This is a genomic window from Bacillus sp. FSL R9-9530, assembly GCF_038008145.1.
GTDB lineage: Bacteria > Bacillota > Bacilli > Bacillales > Bacillaceae_G > Bacillus_A > Bacillus_A mycoides.
This window is the reverse complement of sequence record NZ_JBBOYO010000001.1, coordinates 392,206-411,754: the sequence shown is the minus strand read 5'-3', so window position 1 is coordinate 411,754 and position 19,549 is coordinate 392,206. Positions and strand designations below refer to the sequence as shown.

The 19,549-nt window shown below is 34.5% G+C and carries 16 protein-coding genes; 3 read left to right on the top strand and 13 right to left on the bottom strand.

Annotated elements, in window-relative coordinates:
- Positions 1-36: 36 nt before the first annotated feature.
- The 5 genes from MKX66_RS01950 to MKX66_RS01930 form a co-directional block, all read right to left on the bottom strand.
- A complete protein-coding gene (locus MKX66_RS01950) occupies positions 37-285 on the bottom strand; it encodes a DUF1294 domain-containing protein (protein ID WP_016092058.1) in 249 nt (82 codons plus the stop codon).
- Positions 286-358: 73 nt separating this feature from the next.
- On the bottom strand, positions 359-493 hold the full coding sequence (locus MKX66_RS01945; RefSeq protein ID WP_002014348.1) for a hypothetical protein: 135 nt from the start codon (positions 491-493) through the stop codon (positions 359-361).
- Positions 494-550: 57 nt separating this feature from the next.
- Positions 551-3,913 (bottom strand): tubulin-like doman-containing protein, encoded by a 3,363-nt coding sequence (locus tag MKX66_RS01940; protein ID WP_341085366.1) that lies wholly within the window; start codon positions 3,911-3,913, stop codon positions 551-553.
- 83 nt (positions 3,914-3,996) lie between these two features.
- Positions 3,997-6,093: a vWA domain-containing protein gene (locus tag MKX66_RS01935; protein WP_215590045.1), complete on the bottom strand. Its 2,097-nt coding sequence runs from the start codon at positions 6,091-6,093 to the stop codon at positions 3,997-3,999.
- A gap of 274 nt (positions 6,094-6,367) precedes the next feature.
- Entirely contained in the window at positions 6,368-6,703 is a 336-nt protein-coding gene (locus MKX66_RS01930; RefSeq protein ID WP_002142686.1) for a hypothetical protein, read from the bottom strand.
- 137 nt (positions 6,704-6,840) lie between these two features.
- Between MKX66_RS01930 and MKX66_RS01925 the strand changes: the two genes are divergently transcribed.
- Positions 6,841-7,227: a hypothetical protein gene (locus MKX66_RS01925; protein ID WP_002128474.1), complete on the top strand. Its 387-nt coding sequence runs from the start codon at positions 6,841-6,843 to the stop codon at positions 7,225-7,227.
- Positions 7,228-7,265: 38 nt separating this feature from the next.
- Here MKX66_RS01925 and MKX66_RS01920 read toward each other — a convergent pair whose 3' ends face one another.
- The 6 genes from MKX66_RS01920 to MKX66_RS01895 all read right to left on the bottom strand — a co-directional run bounded on the left by MKX66_RS01920 (position 7,266) and on the right by MKX66_RS01895 (position 15,950).
- Positions 7,266-7,985, bottom strand: a complete 720-nt coding sequence (locus MKX66_RS01920) for a class I SAM-dependent methyltransferase (protein ID WP_002142687.1) — start codon at positions 7,983-7,985, stop codon at positions 7,266-7,268.
- A 111-nt stretch (positions 7,986-8,096) separates the two neighbouring features.
- Positions 8,097-9,800: a peptide ABC transporter substrate-binding protein gene (locus MKX66_RS01915; RefSeq protein ID WP_012261385.1), complete on the bottom strand. Its 1,704-nt coding sequence runs from the start codon at positions 9,798-9,800 to the stop codon at positions 8,097-8,099.
- A 400-nt stretch (positions 9,801-10,200) separates the two neighbouring features.
- Positions 10,201-11,916, bottom strand: coding sequence for a peptide ABC transporter substrate-binding protein (locus MKX66_RS01910; protein ID WP_012261386.1), 1,716 nt, complete (start codon positions 11,914-11,916; stop codon positions 10,201-10,203).
- Between the two features lie 281 nt (positions 11,917-12,197).
- The gene (locus MKX66_RS01905; RefSeq protein WP_061676023.1) at positions 12,198-13,901 is read right to left on the bottom strand and encodes a peptide ABC transporter substrate-binding protein; all 1,704 of its coding nucleotides are present in this window, start codon (positions 13,899-13,901) and stop codon (positions 12,198-12,200) included.
- 356 nt (positions 13,902-14,257) lie between these two features.
- The gene (locus MKX66_RS01900) at positions 14,258-15,064 is read right to left on the bottom strand and encodes an ABC transporter permease subunit (protein ID WP_215590046.1); all 807 of its coding nucleotides are present in this window, start codon (positions 15,062-15,064) and stop codon (positions 14,258-14,260) included.
- Positions 15,057-15,950: an ABC transporter ATP-binding protein gene (locus MKX66_RS01895; protein WP_341085364.1), complete on the bottom strand. Its 894-nt coding sequence runs from the start codon at positions 15,948-15,950 to the stop codon at positions 15,057-15,059. Before MKX66_RS01895 ends, MKX66_RS01900 begins: the two co-directional genes overlap by 8 nt.
- A gap of 137 nt (positions 15,951-16,087) precedes the next feature.
- Here MKX66_RS01895 and MKX66_RS01890 point away from each other — a divergent pair, with 137 nt between their 5' ends.
- On the top strand, positions 16,088-16,708 hold the full coding sequence (locus MKX66_RS01890) for a TetR/AcrR family transcriptional regulator (RefSeq protein ID WP_080118282.1): 621 nt from the start codon (positions 16,088-16,090) through the stop codon (positions 16,706-16,708).
- Positions 16,709-16,803: 95 nt separating this feature from the next.
- Here MKX66_RS01890 and MKX66_RS01885 read toward each other — a convergent pair whose 3' ends face one another.
- Positions 16,804-17,772: a helix-turn-helix transcriptional regulator gene (locus MKX66_RS01885; protein ID WP_215590048.1), complete on the bottom strand. Its 969-nt coding sequence runs from the start codon at positions 17,770-17,772 to the stop codon at positions 16,804-16,806.
- 59 nt (positions 17,773-17,831) lie between these two features.
- Here MKX66_RS01885 and MKX66_RS01880 point away from each other — a divergent pair, with 59 nt between their 5' ends.
- Positions 17,832-18,275: a VOC family protein gene (locus MKX66_RS01880; RefSeq protein ID WP_002142698.1), complete on the top strand. Its 444-nt coding sequence runs from the start codon at positions 17,832-17,834 to the stop codon at positions 18,273-18,275.
- Positions 18,276-18,333: 58 nt separating this feature from the next.
- Here MKX66_RS01880 and MKX66_RS01875 read toward each other — a convergent pair whose 3' ends face one another.
- Positions 18,334-19,365, bottom strand: coding sequence for an oxidoreductase (locus tag MKX66_RS01875; RefSeq protein WP_002128492.1), 1,032 nt, complete (start codon positions 19,363-19,365; stop codon positions 18,334-18,336).
- Positions 19,366-19,549 lie beyond the last annotated feature (184 nt).

The window sequence follows — 19,549 nt, the reverse complement described above, 5'->3', positions numbered from 1 at the left end:
ATCTGCATTTCTTTCGACATTCCTCTTGCAAATCCTTTATATGTATAAAAACACTCCTACTGTTATAATAACGAGCACTGGAATACCGAAGACAAATTTACTTTTATGTGTCTTATGATGAAACATATACATACCAATCCAAGCTCCAACCGCTCCTCCAGCTACAGCTGATAAAAACAACGTACTTTCTGGCGTTCTCCACTGTTTTTTCTTTGCTTTTCGCTTATCAAGCCCCATCATACTAAATGCTATAACGTTAATAATAATAAAGTATATCCATTTCATCTTATTCTCTCCCTTAAAAAATTCGCTTTATTGTAACACGAAAAAACCACGCAGGCGAGTAGCCTGCATGGTTTTATAATTCAGTCTCTTGATTTTCTTGTTCTTTCTGTTCTTCCATTTGTTGTTCAGCGATTTCCGCTGAAATCATTCCATAATAAATTTCTGGATATAATCCAAATATTTGATATACACTTCCTAAAAATGGCATCGGAATCCCTCATTTCTAAAGTTGTATTGTCATTCTTAAGGATTCCCTTTTCACTCATTATACATTCGTTTTTGGCACTTCTTCTTCATCGGGAACATGTAATATATTTTGCCATTTTTTATAAGGCGCACTATTTGGATCCACATACCCTTTCGCATACGAACGATCCCACAATTGTTTCATAAACATCTCTTTCTCTTTCTTCGCAACCATATCTGCACCTGTTCCGTAATAGTTTTGGAAATACAGCTCAATTTCATCAAGGAATAGCCTTAACAAATCGTCAGATGTTTCTTCTAACGTCGGGTCATATTTTGCCTCACGGTCATACATTAAAATCATATCTAAAATATTATGAACATGCTCTTTACGGAGCCATCTTATATCTTGAGCGCCTAATACAAATGCATGTGTATATAAATGTCCACCTTGTATCATTGCCTTTTCTTGTTCTTCTTCAAATCGTGACAAGATGTTTTCATAAATAAACGGATTATGAAGCAATGCTCTGTGCAACTTATAACTTTCACTTGAAATATTTTTCCCCATCGACTGGATTAAAAAGCTACGGCCGACACCGTTATATTGATACACGAACTGTCCATCAACAGCAACTAAGCTAATCCAGCGATACATATACGCGTATAGAAGAGCACGATTACATTTATCGTAATCTAACTTCGTTTGCGTTGCATTCAAGTCTGGCATAAAGGCTGGTAAGTGCCAATATTTATCTAAATGCGGCGTCAAACTAGATTTTTTACTATTTAATTTGTTCACGCGGCGATAATACGATTGAAAATAATCACCTTTATCGTTCATAAAACCATTCGCAATATGTCCAGATGAAAGCTTAGGAAAATCTTGTAGCGATAATCCGTAATGAGCACGATAACAAATCACTTCAAATGGTGAAAACGCCTCGTTTACCGTATCTTTTTCTTTAAACATTTCTTGCAATAACTCTTCTTGCAATTCTTGTTTTAAAGATGGATGTACGCCCCAATATTGTAATTCTCTATGATGAGAAACTTTCGGAACGAACGGACTTGCTAAATGGAAAAGATCTTCAATTTTTTCACGAACGTATTCATCACGATCACGCTTCTTGAAATCTGCTTCTTTTCCCAATGCTTCAACGATATTAAGCTCTAATTTGTCACGATAGCGCACTTGAAGTTCGTCATAACAATAACTCAATATATGTTCACGATAGAAGTCTTCCACCTTTTTCGACTGAATTTCTTCGGCTTTCGCATCACGACAATATTCCCCGTACAAGCTCATATAAATTTCGGACGATATATCTTTCGGTAATACACCTAAATTTAAATGTTGCTGCATATCTTGCCAAATCTTTTCTTGCAATTTCTCTTCAGCTAATACGTATACATTCGTCGGGTTCGTTTTCCCCTCAAATTCCTTGCTTCGCTTTTGGATTTCAAACAATAAATTTTCACGTGTTTCGTATAAATTATCAAAGAATCTTTCCCAATATTGAATCATTTTATCAACTGCTTGGTATAGCGATTGATACACGAGTTCTAACAACATTTCTTTACGATACTCACTTAATTTGTGTACGTACTGCGTTACAATATCTTCAAATTCTTTTTTAAACAAACGCTGCTGATTATTAATCATTTTTCCAAACCAGCCTTGTTGCTGCGCAATTTCAACGCGGCGAACAGCCGTTACAGTTCCATCAATATTGCTCACATTAAATTTCTTATCGTAGTTTTGAATTAAATTACGCTTTTGTTCATTATTTTCATGTAGTCGATTCATCTTCTCTACTAACTGCTTACGAATTTCATACAGCATAAAACGTGCTGCAACTGGATGAACTGGATCCGTTTTCTTTAAAAACCATGTATTTAATTGGTAAGACTGTCCTTCTGAGCCACTCGGTGTAAAGCGGTCTGATTCGATCATGTCATATAAAAGGGTAGTAACATGCTCATGTACACGGCTCGGAATGGCATAAGCATATAAACGAACCGCATGATCAACTCTCGCTACTTCCCCCTTCATTTGTTCCATCATTTTAAGCTTCGCAGCCGATATTTTGCACTCATGCTGCAGGCGGTTTAATTCCTCATCTTTTTGCACTGTACGGTGTACGTAACTCTCTACAGCATCTAAAAACAATTTTGATTTTGCAACACCGAGCTTACCACCCTCTGCCCCTTCACGTGTTTCATGGTACATTTGTCTATAAAAAATATGAGCTTGTTCTGGCCGAGTAGCAAGATGCTCTAAGTCTTCTAAATAACTTTTCCCGCGCTCTGGCTTTTCACGCTGCATACCGCGTTTTACATCTTGATCGTATCTTTGCCTCTTCTCTTGAAATAGTTGATCTAAATGAAGCCAAGATTCATCTAAGCCTTGAACCGCCCATTTTAAAGCACAGTATTTCAAAACGTGCTCATACGGATAAATAAGTTTTGCCGTTCCTGCTCCGCAATATCTCCCTTTCCCACTCGATTCTGCCAATTGCTGAATTTGATTATCTTCTTGGGCAAAATGATTTGCAGACATTGGACTAAATAACTGTAAATAAATCGTATTTGCCATTTGCTCCATATAATCCGATAAATTGTGCAAATGGTGCCCATGTAAATTTTCATAATCATATAAGAAACAATAATTGTACGGTAAATGATGCTGCTTTATCGTATGGTTTGTTCTTCCATCTTCATCCACTTGATCAGGACGATATTCTAATTCAATCGTTACGCCGCCTCGTTTTGATAATTCACCAGTCGACCCAAGCGTAATAGCGTGCAACTCTTTTAACGATGCATAACCATTCGCTTGCACAGTTTCAAACTCTTTCGCACTAACCGTTCTCGTCTTAACTAAAACATCCGGCATTAAAAAAGCACCGCGAATTAAAATGTTATGATGCTGCAATTTCTTCCGGAGCATCTCACGCAAATATAATGCGATTTGTAAAAACATCCCTGAACCTGTTCCGCCGGCTAGTGACGTTACAATAATGACACGTACACCATATTCGGTCTGATCACTTGTAACTGGAAAAATCTTCTCGATTTCTTGCCAAAACGATGTGAGTTTATCTTCTTTCATCGCAGCACGTAACGCTAATCGTGAAATGACGCGTAACTGCCCAGCCCCTTCTGTTAACGGTTTATCGAGTATAGTCGGGTCCATCGGAAACCACTCTGGAATCGTTGGATCTCCCGCAATATACTCTCTCGGTGTTTTACTCGAGCTCGTTTGCGTCTTAAACTTCCGAATATGATCAAATTTACTCAATGTATTCACATCTGTATCAAATACATGCATCGCTACCTTTTTACGACGCTCCTCAGGTAATCTTTCATATATTTGATGTGTGACAGTACTACCGATTCCACCTAAGCCAATTAAAATTGTTGGAACTTGTAATGTCATGTGAACCACCTTCCTATTCTTGCTTGTTTGAAAAGAAGAATAAAGAGAGCCGGGCCTCCTCCGCCCCTCTTACACCCTATCTACTATTCACATTCGTACCGGTAAATCTCCTTACCATATCCTCTATCAATTACTAAAAGTTCATTTGGATACAACGTCTTATGCTCCATTCCTACCTCTTCCTCTGTTATAAACAGCCCATCAATAATCATCCCAACCACTTGCGATTCTTTTGCTACAAATATAGATTTCGATCCTTTTTTCGCTATTAATGTTACAGATTGCACCGTCTTTCTTTCTGCTCGGAATGGAATGCCAAAATAGTGCTTCCACCATTTATTTTTAAGTAACTCTGGTTCAGATTGATAAAGCCAATCTTTCGCTACTTCTTGATCCCATTCGTAATATAGTAATGCTTTCCGATGAAATCTCGGACGAACAATCCATCCTAAAATAATAATTCCTACTATTAAAAGTAATAAAGTAATAGGAATTACAAATTTAAAAATGAGCGCATACTTCTCAAAAAACGGCGCATTTTCAATGTGCAGTACAATCTTTTCCTTTACTTCTTGTAATTTTGAATCATTGATCGTGATGGTAGCCTCTACGGTGCCGGTATCTGTAAAATTGAATGTGTCGGAGTAATAAGGTCGAGGATAAACATAAACTTGACTACCATGCTGTTTTAATTCATAGTTGATCGATTGATTCGATGTGACACCAGTAGATTTTAATAGTTTCTTTACAGCCTCTTCTGTCATCGGTTTACCATTTAACTGGGGCTGTAAAATAAATGGTTTACTATGTTCTAAATTTGTTACCTTTTCTTCATAATCTTTCGTAACAGCTTGAAGTGTTAATTTTGGTTTTTCAGCTGGTTCAATCTTGAATTCTTTCGTCTGTCTATAAAATCCCTTTATATTCATATGGACTTTCCCGCGTACTAACTCTTTACCAACCTTTGTCTCGTAATAAAACACATGTCTTTTATCGTCCCACTTCATCGGATACTGCTTTCCGTCTATTTCTACTTCTGCTTCGAAATAAGAAGTTTGAATTGGTAATTCAGTAGGTTTCGCTTCAATAACAGCTGTCACATCTTCATACATTTTCTCAACATTTTTTCTATCTTTATCATCTTTGTCGTACGTAGAAACAGTATAATTAAGCGCTGGTTCAACAAGTACTTGTAATCCCTCTTTCTCAATGTCCTGATCCACTTCTATCGTATATGTCCCTGGCTTAATCACTTCCTGGTTCGCTGTACTTACATGCACTATATTTCCGAATAATTTAGCTTCTCCTGGTGCATGTATAGAAAAAGAAGACTGCAATTGTAACGGTTTGGAAAGTTGCATAACTTTATAATTAGACAAAGAAGGTGATTGTCGTACAAGCGTCATACGCTTTAATGGAAACGGTGTTGTAATCTCTACTTTTTTCCCTACTATTTTCGTTTTGACAATCGACTCAACAGAAGAAAATGGATCACGATTTGCAACTAATGCTGCCACTTGATTCACACTTTGTACAATACCATCCTCACCGCTAGACGGCATGACAACTCCATTCATTTCTTTTTTCCAAATCTCTTTAAACGTATTTAACTGCAGCTTCTCTTGCTGCCCTAAATCCTCTTCCATCGTGATTAAGACTGGGTGTAAAGAGATCTTTTTAGAATCCATCTCTTTCTTAAACTGTGCTAACTTCTGTGTAATTTGTTCTTTTCCGCCAATCTTATCTTTCTCCAAATCATTAAATGCCCCGTCAGTTAATACAATAAGCCAAAATTCACGTTTCCCATCTATATCTGCTTCCTTTTTTATAGATTGCATCGCCGTTTCTACTGCGCTAAATGGAGTATTTAAATATGTTTTCCACGCCCCAATCCCCTCAATTTCTGTTTGCCTTTGATCCTTTGTTAATGAAATGTTTAATGGAGCATCCGGCTTACTCATTGGAACGTAAGAAAATTTATCTTTCTCATCTAATAGCGCAACTAAACTTTGCAAGGCGTAATTGGCATACTTCCAGCGATCGTTATTTCTCATGCTGCCCGAATCATCATATACAAGTGAAACGACCCTTTCCTTTGCCTCCTCTCCTTTTGCAAAAACTGAAAAAGGTAAACATATAAATAGAAACAGCATGAACGTGGCACAAATTCGAATTTTCATGATGAGGCTTCGCCACCTTTGTAGACAAATTCCTATGTTTAAATTTATGAGAGGAAACAAGATATATGACTTGTATTTTAGGACAACAGTTCACAGCAATTACATTATGTAAACAAAAATGAACTACTCCCATATTTTATTTCGAATTTTTCCCTTATTATATATCTGAAATAACACATAGATTTCATACTTTTCCCGCTATAAATTCCACCATTAAAGTTTGATTTTCTTTTCAATACAAGAAATAAAGAGCACGCTATAATTAGCGCACTCTTTACTTCTTCACATATACTTCAACAATCGGATTTTCCTTTTGATCTGCATGTAAACGTATATTCTCTTCACCCGTATTATAAATGCTAGCTACCAGCATAACTGTTAACAAATTAGGGGTTTTCCCGTCACTTCCATATTTTCGTTCAAGAGCTTCTGTATACTCGAAATCCAAATCACCCTGCACATATGTATACACTTCAAAACCATCTTTCAAATTACATACGACCGTATCAATAATATCCGCCCCTACTTGTTTCTTCATTTCACCTCGCAGTGCTTCTATTAATTCCTCCCAAGGAACTTCGTACGTCTGAAATTGGTCTGTAGATTTCATTTCTCTTCCTCCTCGTTATGTATCCTGTTCGTATATTTCCCCTTTCGTATAACAATTATGATAGATAGGTCATTCGTACAAGCCGCACTTGTCCTGCTTACATATCGTATTACGGTAATACGGAAGGAGGAAAGAACATGCATAGAAAAAGATGTTATGATACATGCCAACGTTATTTCGGTAAAGTTGTTCGAATTGAAGATCGGGATGGTCGCATTCACTTAGGCAAAATAATAGATGTAACAAACGATTCTGTTTGGATTGAACCAATGCAACAGCGCTCATCTTTTGATACAGGATTCGGGTACTATAACGCATATTCAAACGGCGGATGTGATATTTGCGGTGGTATTAGCAGATGTGATAACTGTGGATTTGGATGCGGTGGTGGATTCGATGGTGGATTTAGTGGCTGTGGATGCGGCGGTCGTGGTTGCGGTGGTTGTGGCGGCGGTGGCTGGGGCCTTGAACTCGGATTTGGCTTTATTTTTGGAATTACTTTGGCTGCATTATTTTTCATCTAACATAGTAAAGAGTTGACTATCTTTAGCCAACTCTTTTTCTATTTTTCACATATAAAAATCCGATGCCCTAAAATATGTTGATACATAAGCAGTACTTGTTCGTGTTGCACCCACGCCTCATACAATTCTTCCGGAATAAACGGTGATACATTCCACTCTGGCTCTTCCACATGTCCTGCAACTGTTTCTGCAATAGTTCCGCCACCCGCAATTGTAATTCTTTTAAAATTTGCTGCTTTAAATAAATGAATCCACTCATTCTCAGTTAATAATTCTTTCATACCGTATAACTGTCCAATCTTTTCCTCCTCTTTCTTCTCAATATGTTTTTCGGTAATCATTTCAATGACAACAAGCTTTCCATCCTTTTGTAATACACGATAACATTCCGAAATAACCTTTTCTTTATTTGTAAAAGCGAGTATAGATTCTCCAAGTACAAGCTCAAAAGAATCATTTAAACACGGTAACCCTTCTACATCTCCTTGAATCAATTGTATATTTAAACCATCAAACAACCATCTATCTTTCGCTTTTTGAATCATAATTTCATTCTTTTCAACCGCTGTCACTTTATAACCCAATTCTTTTGTCATATACGCCGCTGTTTTCCCCGTGCCGCAACCTATCTCAAGAACATTCGCTCCGTGTCTAAGTGGCAATTGAGATAGTAATTGCTTCGTTAACGTAAAACCACCAGGATGAGCACTCCCTATTCCGTAATAAGCTAAAAAATCAATGTACGAATTTCTTTTCATGGGATTCTCCTTCATTTTTCTATAATACTTATATTCATTCATAAAAAAGTGGTGCAAAAAAAAACATTTCCAAAGTGCTTTACTACACCTTAGAAATGCTTTTATTTGTTATTATTTCTCTTCTACATATGCCCATTTGAAACTATATTCCGGACTAATATTATGTTTCACAATTCCCTTTATATTTGGTTGCATAACATATGATCTAGCATTTTGATATAAAGGTACAAGTGCTACATCATCTTCAAGTAACACTTTTTCTGCCTTCCCTAACTCTTCCCAACGTTTCTTTGCATCAGACATTAATTCTGTTTTACTCTTTTTAATACTCTCATCATATTTTGAATTTGAGTAACTCATTTGATTCTGAGAATTCGTTGTTTCAAACATATCTAAGTATGTCATCGGATCTGCATAATCTGGGCTCCAACCACCATATGCGATATCATATTCTTGCTCTGATTCTAATTTTAATTTTTGCTTAAACGGCTGAAGTTTAATATTTACTGTTACACCTTTTAAGTTTTTCTCAATCTGATCCTTTACATACTCTCCAACTTTTTTCGCATTACCAGTATCATAATTTAGTAATTCAATTGTCACCTGATCTTTTCCAAGTTCTTTTTTCGCTTCGTCCCATGCAGCCGCAGCCTTTTTAGTATCTTGTTTCAAACCATTTTTAAATGTTTCTTGGAAATCTTTACCGTCAGGTCCAGCTGCTAAACCCTTCGGAACTAAATAATCGGCTCCTTTTGAACCATCATTTAAGATGACATTTGCTAAATTCTTTTTATCTATCGATAATGCAATTGCTTCACGTAATTTCTTGCTTTTTAATGGTGTATCTTGACCAGCACGCTTTTGATTTAAACGTAAATAGAATGTACTTGGTTCTGAATATGTTCCAAACTCATCTTTTTTATTTCTATACTTATCAACGAATTCTCCTGCTAAAAGCGCGAAATCAATTGCACCTGTATCATATAAATTTACCCTTGTAGCTACTTCTTTTACTACACTGTAATTAATTTCATCTAGTTTTACAGTCTTTTTATCCCAATATTGGTCATTTTTCTTCAATTTCCAGCCTTGCTCATGTTTCCAATCAGTAAGTACAAACGGTCCATTATAGACTGTCGTATCAGATTCTAAACCGAACTTCTCTCCTTTTTCTTTTACGAACTTCTCATTTAATGGATAGTATGATGGGAATGCCACTAAGTTTAAGAAGTATGGTACCGCTTGCTCTAATTCTACTTCAAGCGTATAATCATCGGTTGCTTTTACTCCTAATTCAGTTACAGGTTTTTCTCCTTTATTAATCGCTTCTGCATTTTTAATATAGTAAGTAATAAATGCATACTCAGCAGCTGTTTTTGGATCTAACAGACGTTGCCATGCAAATACGAAATCTTTTGCAGTTACTGGATCACCATTTGACCATTTTGCATCTTTACGTAGCTTGAATGTATATTTTTTACCATCCTCGCTTTTTGTGCTAGATTCTGCTGCAGCTGGGATTGGCTTATTATCTTTATCAAGACGATATAATCCTTCCATCGTGTTTCCTAAAATTTGTGAACCAAGTGTATCCGTACTTTTCGAAGTATCCATCGTCGGAATTTCATTCGTTTCTGTTCGATTTAATACTTGTTTTGCTGCATATTTAGTATCGGATTTTTTCTCTTCCCCACCATTAGACGTTGTAGTTGTTTTCTTCTCTCCACCTGATCCCGAGCAAGCTGTTAATGCCATACTCATTGCTAGAACTGGTGCTACAACCGCTGTTAATTTTGTCATCTTTTTTCTCTTCATTTCTTTGTACCCTCCCCAATTATATGTACGATATTAACAGTTAGAGATTCTCTATTAACTTTCGTTATCAGAAAATTCTTATTAATTAATATTCTACTATTTTTTTCGGTTTTGTAAAGTATTTTTGTAAATTTTCTAAATATTTATTTTTTTATGATAATAACTTGCTATTTTACTATTACTACTATATGAATTATCCCCCGTCTACTATATGTAAACATATCCCCTCTTATTCTTCTCTATTGCTATGTTCTATATTTTTCTCATCAATATGAAATCTCTGCTATCATTTATCTATCCAATTGTTGAACTCCTTTCTAATTTCCATGTGCCTTATTCTCCTATTCATACAAAAAAAGCATTTCAAAAGCATATTAGCCACTTTTGAAATGCTTTCATGTTATTTCTTTCCGCCATCCTCAGTTACATACGCCCACTTAAAGCTATATTCTGGACTAATGTTGTGTTTCACAATTCCTTTTACATTCGGTTTCATTACATATGATCTTCCTGTTTGATATAAAGGAACTAATCCTGCATCTTCTTCAAGGAATATTTTTTCTGCTTTCCCTAATGTTTCCCAGCGCTTCTTCGGATCAGACAATAATTCATTACCTGCTTTTTGTACCATTTCATCGTATTTCGGATTTGAATAACTCATTTGGTTATATGGACTCTTCGATTCAAACATATCAATAAATGTCATTGGATCCGAATAATCTGGGCTCCAACCTGCAAACGAAACTTCATAATCTTGCGCTGACTCTAATTTTAATTTTTGTTTAAATGGCTGAATTTTCGTGTTAACTGTTACACCTTTTAAGTTTTTCTCAATTTGATCTTTAAAATAATCGGCAATCTTTTTCGCAGTTCCATCATCATAGCTTAGTAATTCAATTGTAACTTGATCTTTTCCGAGTTCCTTTTTCGCCTCTTCCCAAGCTGCTGCGCCTTTTTTCACATCATATTTCAGACCATTTTTAAATGTATCTTGATAATCTTTACCATCCGGTCCCGTCGCAAGCCCTTTTGGAACCAATTGATCAGTTGCTTTTGACCCATTATTTAATATAACGTTTGCTAAACCTTTTTTATCAATGGATAATGCGATTGCTTCACGAAGCTTTTTACTCTTTAACGGTGTATCTTGTCCGTTACGCTTTTGATTTAAACGTAAGAAGTACGTACTTGCTTCTGAATACTCACCATATTCATCTTTGTTCGATTTATATTTATCTACGAATTCTCCTGATAGTAGTGTGAAATCAATTGATCCTGTATCATATAAATTTACTTTTGTAGCAACTTCTTTTACTACACTATAATTAATTTCTTCTAATTTCACAGTCTTATTATCCCAATATTTATCATTTTTCTTCAACTGCCAACCTTGTTCATGTTTCCACGATGCCATTACAAATGGCCCGTTATACAATGTTGTATCTGCTTCTAAACCGAATTTCTCTCCTTTTTCTTTTACGAACTTTTCATTTAAAGGATAATATGACGGGAATGCTAATAAGTTTAAGAAATATGGTACTGGTTTGTCTAATTCTACTTCAAGTGTATAATCATCTACCGCTTTTGCACCTAATTCCGTTGCAGGTTTTTCACCTTTATTAATTGCCTCTGCATTTTTAATATAGTAGGCAATAAACGCATATTCTGCCGCTGTGTTTTTATCAAGTAAGCGCTGCCATCCGTATACGAAATCTTTCGCTGTTACAGGCTCTCCATTTGACCATTTTGCATCTTTACGCAGTTTAAACGTATATTTTTTACCATCTTCGCTTTTCGTACTTGATTCTGCAGCAGCCGGAATAGGCTTATTATCTTTATCAAGACGATATAATCCTTCCATTGTGTTCCCTAAAATTTGTGCCCCTAACGTATCAGTAGATTTAGAAGTGTCCATCGTCGGAATTTCTTGATTTTCCGTACGATTTAATACTTGCTTCGCTGCATATTTAATATCAGCTTTTTTTTCTTCCCCACTATTAGATGTAGTAGTCGTTTTCTTCTCCCCACCTGATCCAGAGCACGCTGTCAATGCAACACTCATTGCTAAAACTGGTACTACAACCGCTGTTAACTTTTTCATCTTTTTTCTCTTCATTTTTGTACCCTCCCTAATTATATGTACATTACCAACCCTTGAGAGACCCCTTGCTAACGATTAATTTTCTGAAAATTATAACTAATATTATTCTACTCTATTTTTCGTATTTGTAAATAGTTTTATTTTAAATATTCTGATTTTTATCTTCATAAATTAGTATGATTTATCCCCCATCTACTATATGTACGTACTATACGCCTTATTCTTCTCTATTTAACTGAGCTAAAAAAAAGCATTTCAAAGTAGCTAAGCTACTTTGAAATGCTTTTTTAACTCTATTATTTTTCAGTCACGTATGCCCACTTAAAGCTAAATTCTGGACTGATATTATGTTTTACTACACCTTTTACATTTGGTTGTAAAACATAAGAATCTCCACGTTGGTATAAAGGTACAATCGCTACATCTTCTTCAAGTAATGTTTTTTCAGCTTTTCCTAACTCTTCCCAACGTTTCTTCGCATCGCTCATTAATTCTGTTCCAGCTTTTTTCACCATGCCGTCATATTTAGGGTCAGAGAAGCTCATTTGGTTATGAGAATGTCCAGTCTCAAACATATCTAAGAACGTCATTGGATCTGCATAATCTGGATTCCAACCACCGTATGAAATATCATATTGTTGCTCAGATTCTAATTTTAGTTTTTGCTTAAATGGTTGAAGTTTAATGTTAACTGTTACACCTTTTAAGTTCTTCTCAATTTGGTCCTTAATATATTCTCCAACTTTTTTCGCATTACCAGTATCGTAGTTTAAGAATTCAATTGTAACTTGGTCTTTACCTAGCTCTTTTTTCGCTTCTTCCCAAGCTGCAGCAGCCTTTTTAGCATTTGGTTTTAAACCATTTTTAAACGTTTCTTGGAAGTCTTTACCGTCTGGTCCAGTTGCTAAACCTTTTGGTACTAAGAAGTCAGCTTCTTTTGATCCATCATTTAAAATTACGTTTGCTAAATTCTTTTTATCAACTGATAGTGCAATTGCTTCACGTAACTTTTTACTCTTTAATGGTGTGTCTTGTCCATCACGTTTTTGGTTCATACGAATGAAATACGTACTCACTTGTGAATATGTTCCGAATTCATCTTTCTTATTTCTGTATTTATCTACGAACTCTCCAGTTAATAAAGCAAAGTCAACTTGACCGCTATCATATAAATTGATAAGAGTTGCTGGTTCTTTAACAACACTGAAGTTAACTTCTTCAAGTTTTACAGTCTTTTTATCCCAATATTGATCATTTTTCTTTAATTGCCATCCTTGTTCATGCTTCCAATCTTTAAGAACGAACGGTCCATTATAAACTGTTGTATCAGACTCTATACCGAACTTCTCCCCTTTTTCTTTTACGAATTTTTCATTTAATGGGTAGTACGATGGGAATGCTACTAAGTTTAAGAAGTACGGTACCGCTTGCTCTAATTCAACTTCAAGCGTAAGATCATCTACCGCTTTCACTCCTAATTCAGCTACAGGTTTTTCACCTTTATTAACCACTTCTGCATTTTTAATTGGGAATGCGATAAATGCATACTCAGCAGCTGTTTTTGGATCTAATAGACGTTGCCAAGCATATACGAAATCTTTCGCCGTTACTGGATCTCCATTTGACCATTTTGCATCTTTACGCAGTTTAAATGTATATTTTTTACCATCTTCACTTTTCGTGCTAGATTCTGCTGCCGCTGGAATAGGCTTATTATCTTTATCCAGACGATATAATCCTTCCATCGTATTCCCTAGCATTTGTGAAGATACTGTATCTGTTGATTTAGAAGAATCCATCGTTGGAATCTCTTGGTTTACTGTTCGATTCAACACTTGTTTTGCCGCTAATTTTTCCCCTGACTTACTATCTCCACTAGAGCTAGAATTTGTGCTTGTCTTTTTATCTCCGCCTGATGTAGAACATGCTGTTAATGCCATGCTCATTGCTAAAACCGGTACTACAACTGCTGTTAGTTTTTTCATTTTTTTCTTTTTCATTTTTGTACCCTCCCTAATTCTAAACGATAGCTATTTAAGAATTTTCTGATAATTCTGTTTTTCTTTATATATTTATCAGACGATTCTTACTACTTCTTATTCTACTAATTTTTTAAAATTTGTAAAGTGTTATTATTGAAAATTATTAAAAAATTATTTTCTTACAGTAATATTCATAAAAATTCCATATAGTTTTTTAACATCATTTATTATCGTTACATATACACTAATTTAATAGTGTTAATGATACTTTCCAATAAATAGACTGTAAATTGTCGTTAATAAATAATGTATATTCTAGAGATCTCTTTCCTACAAAAACAAAAAAAGCCCACTTTCTCAGTGGACTTTCTAATTTACAACGGTAAATCCCTCTTCCTAAACACTACAATTGCTACTATGAAGATACAAAGTGCTCCAGCAGTTAAGCCTATACTTACTGGCCATATATTATATGTTCCTTCAGCAATTTCTTTCGGACGAAACAATGTAAATAAAGATATATTTCTCATCCACTCTAACTTATCACTTAATTTCCCTACCATATCTAATACGAAAAATAAGATTGTTAAACTGGCTGAGTAGCTAAGTGCCGTTCTTTCATCATTACATATACAAGAAAAGAAAAATGAATAGGCACTAACTACTAAAAATATAAGCCCTCCAACTACATTTATTTTCAAAAATAATTCTTTATTTAAGTTATTATCTTTTAAAAACCAATCTGCACCTAATATACCAGCTACATAAGTGACAATTACAATTATTAGTAGCCCCAATATGAGAACAGTAGCTTGTGTAATTGCAATTTGCACCCTGGATACAGGTGTTGCTAATAAATATGCCATCGCCCCTTTATCTACATGACGAGCAATTAGATGCGTTGCAACCGTGACACAAAAAATTGTTAAAATGATAATAAACAATAGACTATAATATTCACCAGCTAAAAAATCCATTACATTTTGAATCGGACTTTCCATTCCAACAATTTTTTTCACACTATCAGGCATGGCACTTATTAATTCATTTAAACCTTTGGCTGAAACCATCGATGGGAATATCCAAATTAATAACCATAAATAAAGAGCTGCACCAGTAGCATAGCTGAATATACTTTTTTTCGTTTCTTTCAAACTAGCTAAAAATAGTTGTTTATTCATGCTTTACCCCTTCTCTCTTCTCGTAATAATGCATAAATAAATGTTCTAAATCCGTCGCTCTCGTTTGAAGTGCAGTTACATTATAGTTTGAAAGTATTTGTAAAACAGTTTGATAGTTTCCTTGCACAATAATTGACGCCTCTCTACCTTTCATTCCTGCAAATTGCAAATCACATTGTTTAAGAGATTCGATTTCTTCTTGAGATGATACTGTTACATCTATCACCTGTCTTCTCATGCCTTGTAAATCATGAATGTTTTCAACGGTTACAAGACAACCATCTTTAATAATAGCTACTCTGTCACAAGTTCTCTCAATTTCAGTGAAAATATGTGATGACATAAGGATTGTTTTTCCTCTTTGCTTTTCCTCTAATATTAAATCTATAAATACTTGTTGCATAAGTGGATCGAGTCCTGATGTCGGTTCATCTAAAATTAACACTTCTGGATCATGCATAAATGCCGCAACTATACCTACTTTTTGTTTCATTCCTTTAGACATTTTTCGAATTGGTGTTTTCACATCGAACTGCAAACGTTCTATCAATTCATCTCGTCTTTTTATATTTTTTAACCCACGCATTCCTTGCATCAAATTTAAAAATTCTAATCCATTCATTCCTTCAATAAAAGAAATTTCTCCTGGTAAATAGCCAACTTCTCTTTGAATTTTCGCAGCATCTTCCCAACAATCTAATCCGAAAATTGTCGCTTTACCAGCCGTCGGTTTTATAAATCCCATTAAATTACGAATCGTTGTTGATTTCCCAGCACCATTTGGTCCTAAGTAGCCAAAAACTTCTCCTTCTTTCACTTCAAATGTAATATCAAACAAGCCTTTTCCATTTGAAAACTGTTTTGTAACATTTTGAACTGAAATCATAAACCCACCTCATTTTTTGAAATATTTAACATGTGATATTTCAAAATTATTGTACTCCTCATCTTTCATATTCGCAACAACTTTTTGAAATATTTATATGTCCATATTTCAAAAATATTGTTTTCAATTATTTTTTCTTGTATATTTTAATTGAGGTGATTGTATTGAACGGCTTTGAAAAAGTGAAAGAAAAGAAAAAACGTGCCATTAAAGATGCGGCCTTTACATTATTTTCAGAACGTGGATTTAATGAAGTGAAAATAGAACATATTGCAAAAAAAGCAAACGTTTCTCAAGTGACAATTTATAATCATTTCGGAAGTAAAGATGCGTTATTTAGGGAGCTTATACAAGAATTTATAATATCTGAATTTCAATATTATAAAAAACTTGCAGAAGAAAAATTACCTTTTCATGAGATGATGCAAAAGATGATCATTAGAAAAATGAATACTGGCGGGTTATTCCAACCTGATATGTTGCTACAAATGATGCAAAGAGATGAAGAGCTCCGAGAGTTTATTTATAGTTATCAAAACGAAAAAATCCTGCCTTGGTATTTAGAAATACTAGAACAAGCACAGCAAAAAAATGAAATTAACCCTCACCTTACTAAAGAAATGATGTTGCTATACATTCAAATGTTCACTAAATTAGGTGATGATTTCGGGGCACAGCTTCTTGAAGGAGATCGCGAAAAACATATACAAGATATCGTTACGATGTTCTTTTATGGACTGTCCGTCCCAGAAAAATAATTTTTTTCTAAAGAACAAATAAAATCACCAAAAGGCCCTTTGGATATTTAGATTTCAAGGGCTTTTTGGTGTTAAAAAAATTATTAATACTAACTTTATCTTAACGAAGTTAAATGCTGCTTTATAGATAATACCTTATTATAAATTAACTCTTTTAGCATAACAGGCTGAATTGAGATAATCGTTTCACCGAAATTCAGAAAATAACTTGAAACAAAATCAACTTCTTTCTTGTTAAAATAGCCTGTTATAATGTAATTTTCGTTTTCTTTTTGTATCTTCATGGAGGGATAATTCTCTTTATCAAAAATGTCTTTTCCTTTTTGATTAACAACGACAATAAAATCAGTTGCATCAGGCCTTCTATGAAAATTAGTAAGATAACTTAACAATTCTTCAAGATTTTTTGAATTCGTATTGCTTGTTTCCACAATAGAAAGAATTTTATCACATCTAATTATTTGAACATGATTTGTCTCAAAATTAAAGATTTTAGCATACCACTGGCCAAATTTAGATTCTATTCGAATAAATTGGGCGACCAATACTTTCTCCTCATCTTTTTTTAAATATGTTAAATGATAAACTCGCTCAGCAAAAATCCCCTGTAAAAGTTCTTTTAAGAACGGACTAAAGTTACTATGATTTGTTACTTCAAAGGAAAGTGTTCGTTCCATAATTGAAATATTTTTACTCACATTATCAGGTAATACATGTTTAAATTTATTTTCAAGCGCAATACTTTCTATATTAAATGGCTTTGTTTTGTAACCATTTAATGTAAGAATCGAAAAGTATAACGCATACATTTCATCCACACTAAAATATATTGGTGATAACACACTATTTTCTATAATTTTATAACTCCCATTTCTACCTAGTTCAGAATATATTGGTACACCTATTTCTTCTAATGATTGAATATCTCGTAGAGCGGTACTTTTAGAAATATCATATCTAACCATTAAATCTTTTAAATTAAAATATCTTTTATTATTTAAGAAGATAAGCATATCATTTATTCGTTCAGTTTTTTTCATATTTCCCTCCATAAAAGGTGTCATGTATTGAAACCTTTTTAGTCTATATTATAATTATTAACTAATAAAGGAGTTATATATTTATGACATTAGAAATAGCTATTTTTCTTTCAATGAATGGGCAAGCAAAGGAGGCAATTAATTTTTATACACGTAATTTAGAGGCCAAGAAGTTAATGATTGTTACGTATGAAGAACTGGCCAAAAGAGATAGTTCTTTTGAAATTACAAGTGAAAATAAAGATCATATTGCCCACTCTGTTTTACAAATTGGGAATACAAAGCTAATGATAGCCGAAGATACAATGAACCCTACTGAACGTTATAGCGTTGGAAATAACATGTCACTTTGCATTCAAAGTGCTAATTTAGAAGAAATACAAAGATTTTATAATAATTTAATTTCCGATAAGCATGTGAAAATAATCTCTCCACTAGAAAAAAATATATTTAGTGAAGCATATGGTATTATTGAAGATCCTTACGGCATACAAATCCAGTTAATGTATGATAAACGACTAAACTAAATAATGAGTCATATTCGCATATTCCTAATAAAAAAAGACACGAAATTCGTGTCTTTTTTTATTTTACCGCAATGACTCTACCCGTTTCACTACTTTCAGTCGCCAATTGAATCAATTTAATAACGTCTAAACCTTCTTGAGCAGTTACAGGTAGTTTTTCACCATTTAATATGCTATCTCGCACGCCTTTATAATACATGTCATAGCAGCCGACTTCTGTTGGAATACGCTCTAAGCTTTCTTCTGTTTCTAAAGTAGCAAAATTCTCTTCAGAGTCTGCTCCATAACCATTATCCCCTGGCTTCATTCCAGTCTTTAATTGTTCTTCCTGTGAATCCATACCATACTTCACGATAGAACCTTTATCTCCATGCAGTGTAAAATGTGGTCCAGCTTGCTTTACGTAACTGCTACTATGTAAAATAACGCGCTTCACTCCATAGTGAAGTACAACATGGAAGTAATCATCCACTTCTGCACCTGGTCGTTGTTTTATTACATCTGCGCTTATCGCATCTGGTTTCCCAAATAATGATAATGCTTGGTCAATTAAATGCGATCCTAAATCATATAATATACCTGATCCTGGTAAGTTCTTTTCTCTCCAGCGATCGCGTACATGTGGGCGGAAACGATCGAAATGCGCTTCATATGCGTATACATTCCCTATTCTTTTTTCTTGTAATAATTTCTTTATCGTTAAGAAATCATTATCCAAACGGCGATTATGATACACACTTAAAACGACATTATGTCGGTTCGCTAATGAAATAAGTTCTTCTCCTTCTTCAATTGAAACAACGAATGGTTTTTCCACAACAACATGCTTACCGTGTACAATTGCTTCTTTTACATATGGAAAATGGGTTGTATTCGGCGAAGTAATGACCACTAAGTCAATATCAGCTCGATTTACTAATTCATCAATTGTACCAACAACTTCAGCATTTGGTAATGCTTGTTTCACTACTTCTTCTTTTGATGATAAAATAGCACGAATATCGTATTCTTCTATCGTTTGTAATAACGGGATGTGAAATGTTGTACTAGAAAATCCAAATCCTACAATCCCTACACCTATTTTTTTCATGTTGCCCCTCCATTTGTCCCGCTTTAACGGGCAGTAAGATTCCTAACTCAAAATTCAGCGAAAGCAAAGAAATTAGGTGAGGAATCAACTACTCGTAAAAGCCCGATTGGTTCAACTAATAATCAGTGGGGATAAAGAAAATCCCCACTGATTAAAGTTTCACTTTATGAGAACGATTTCATTT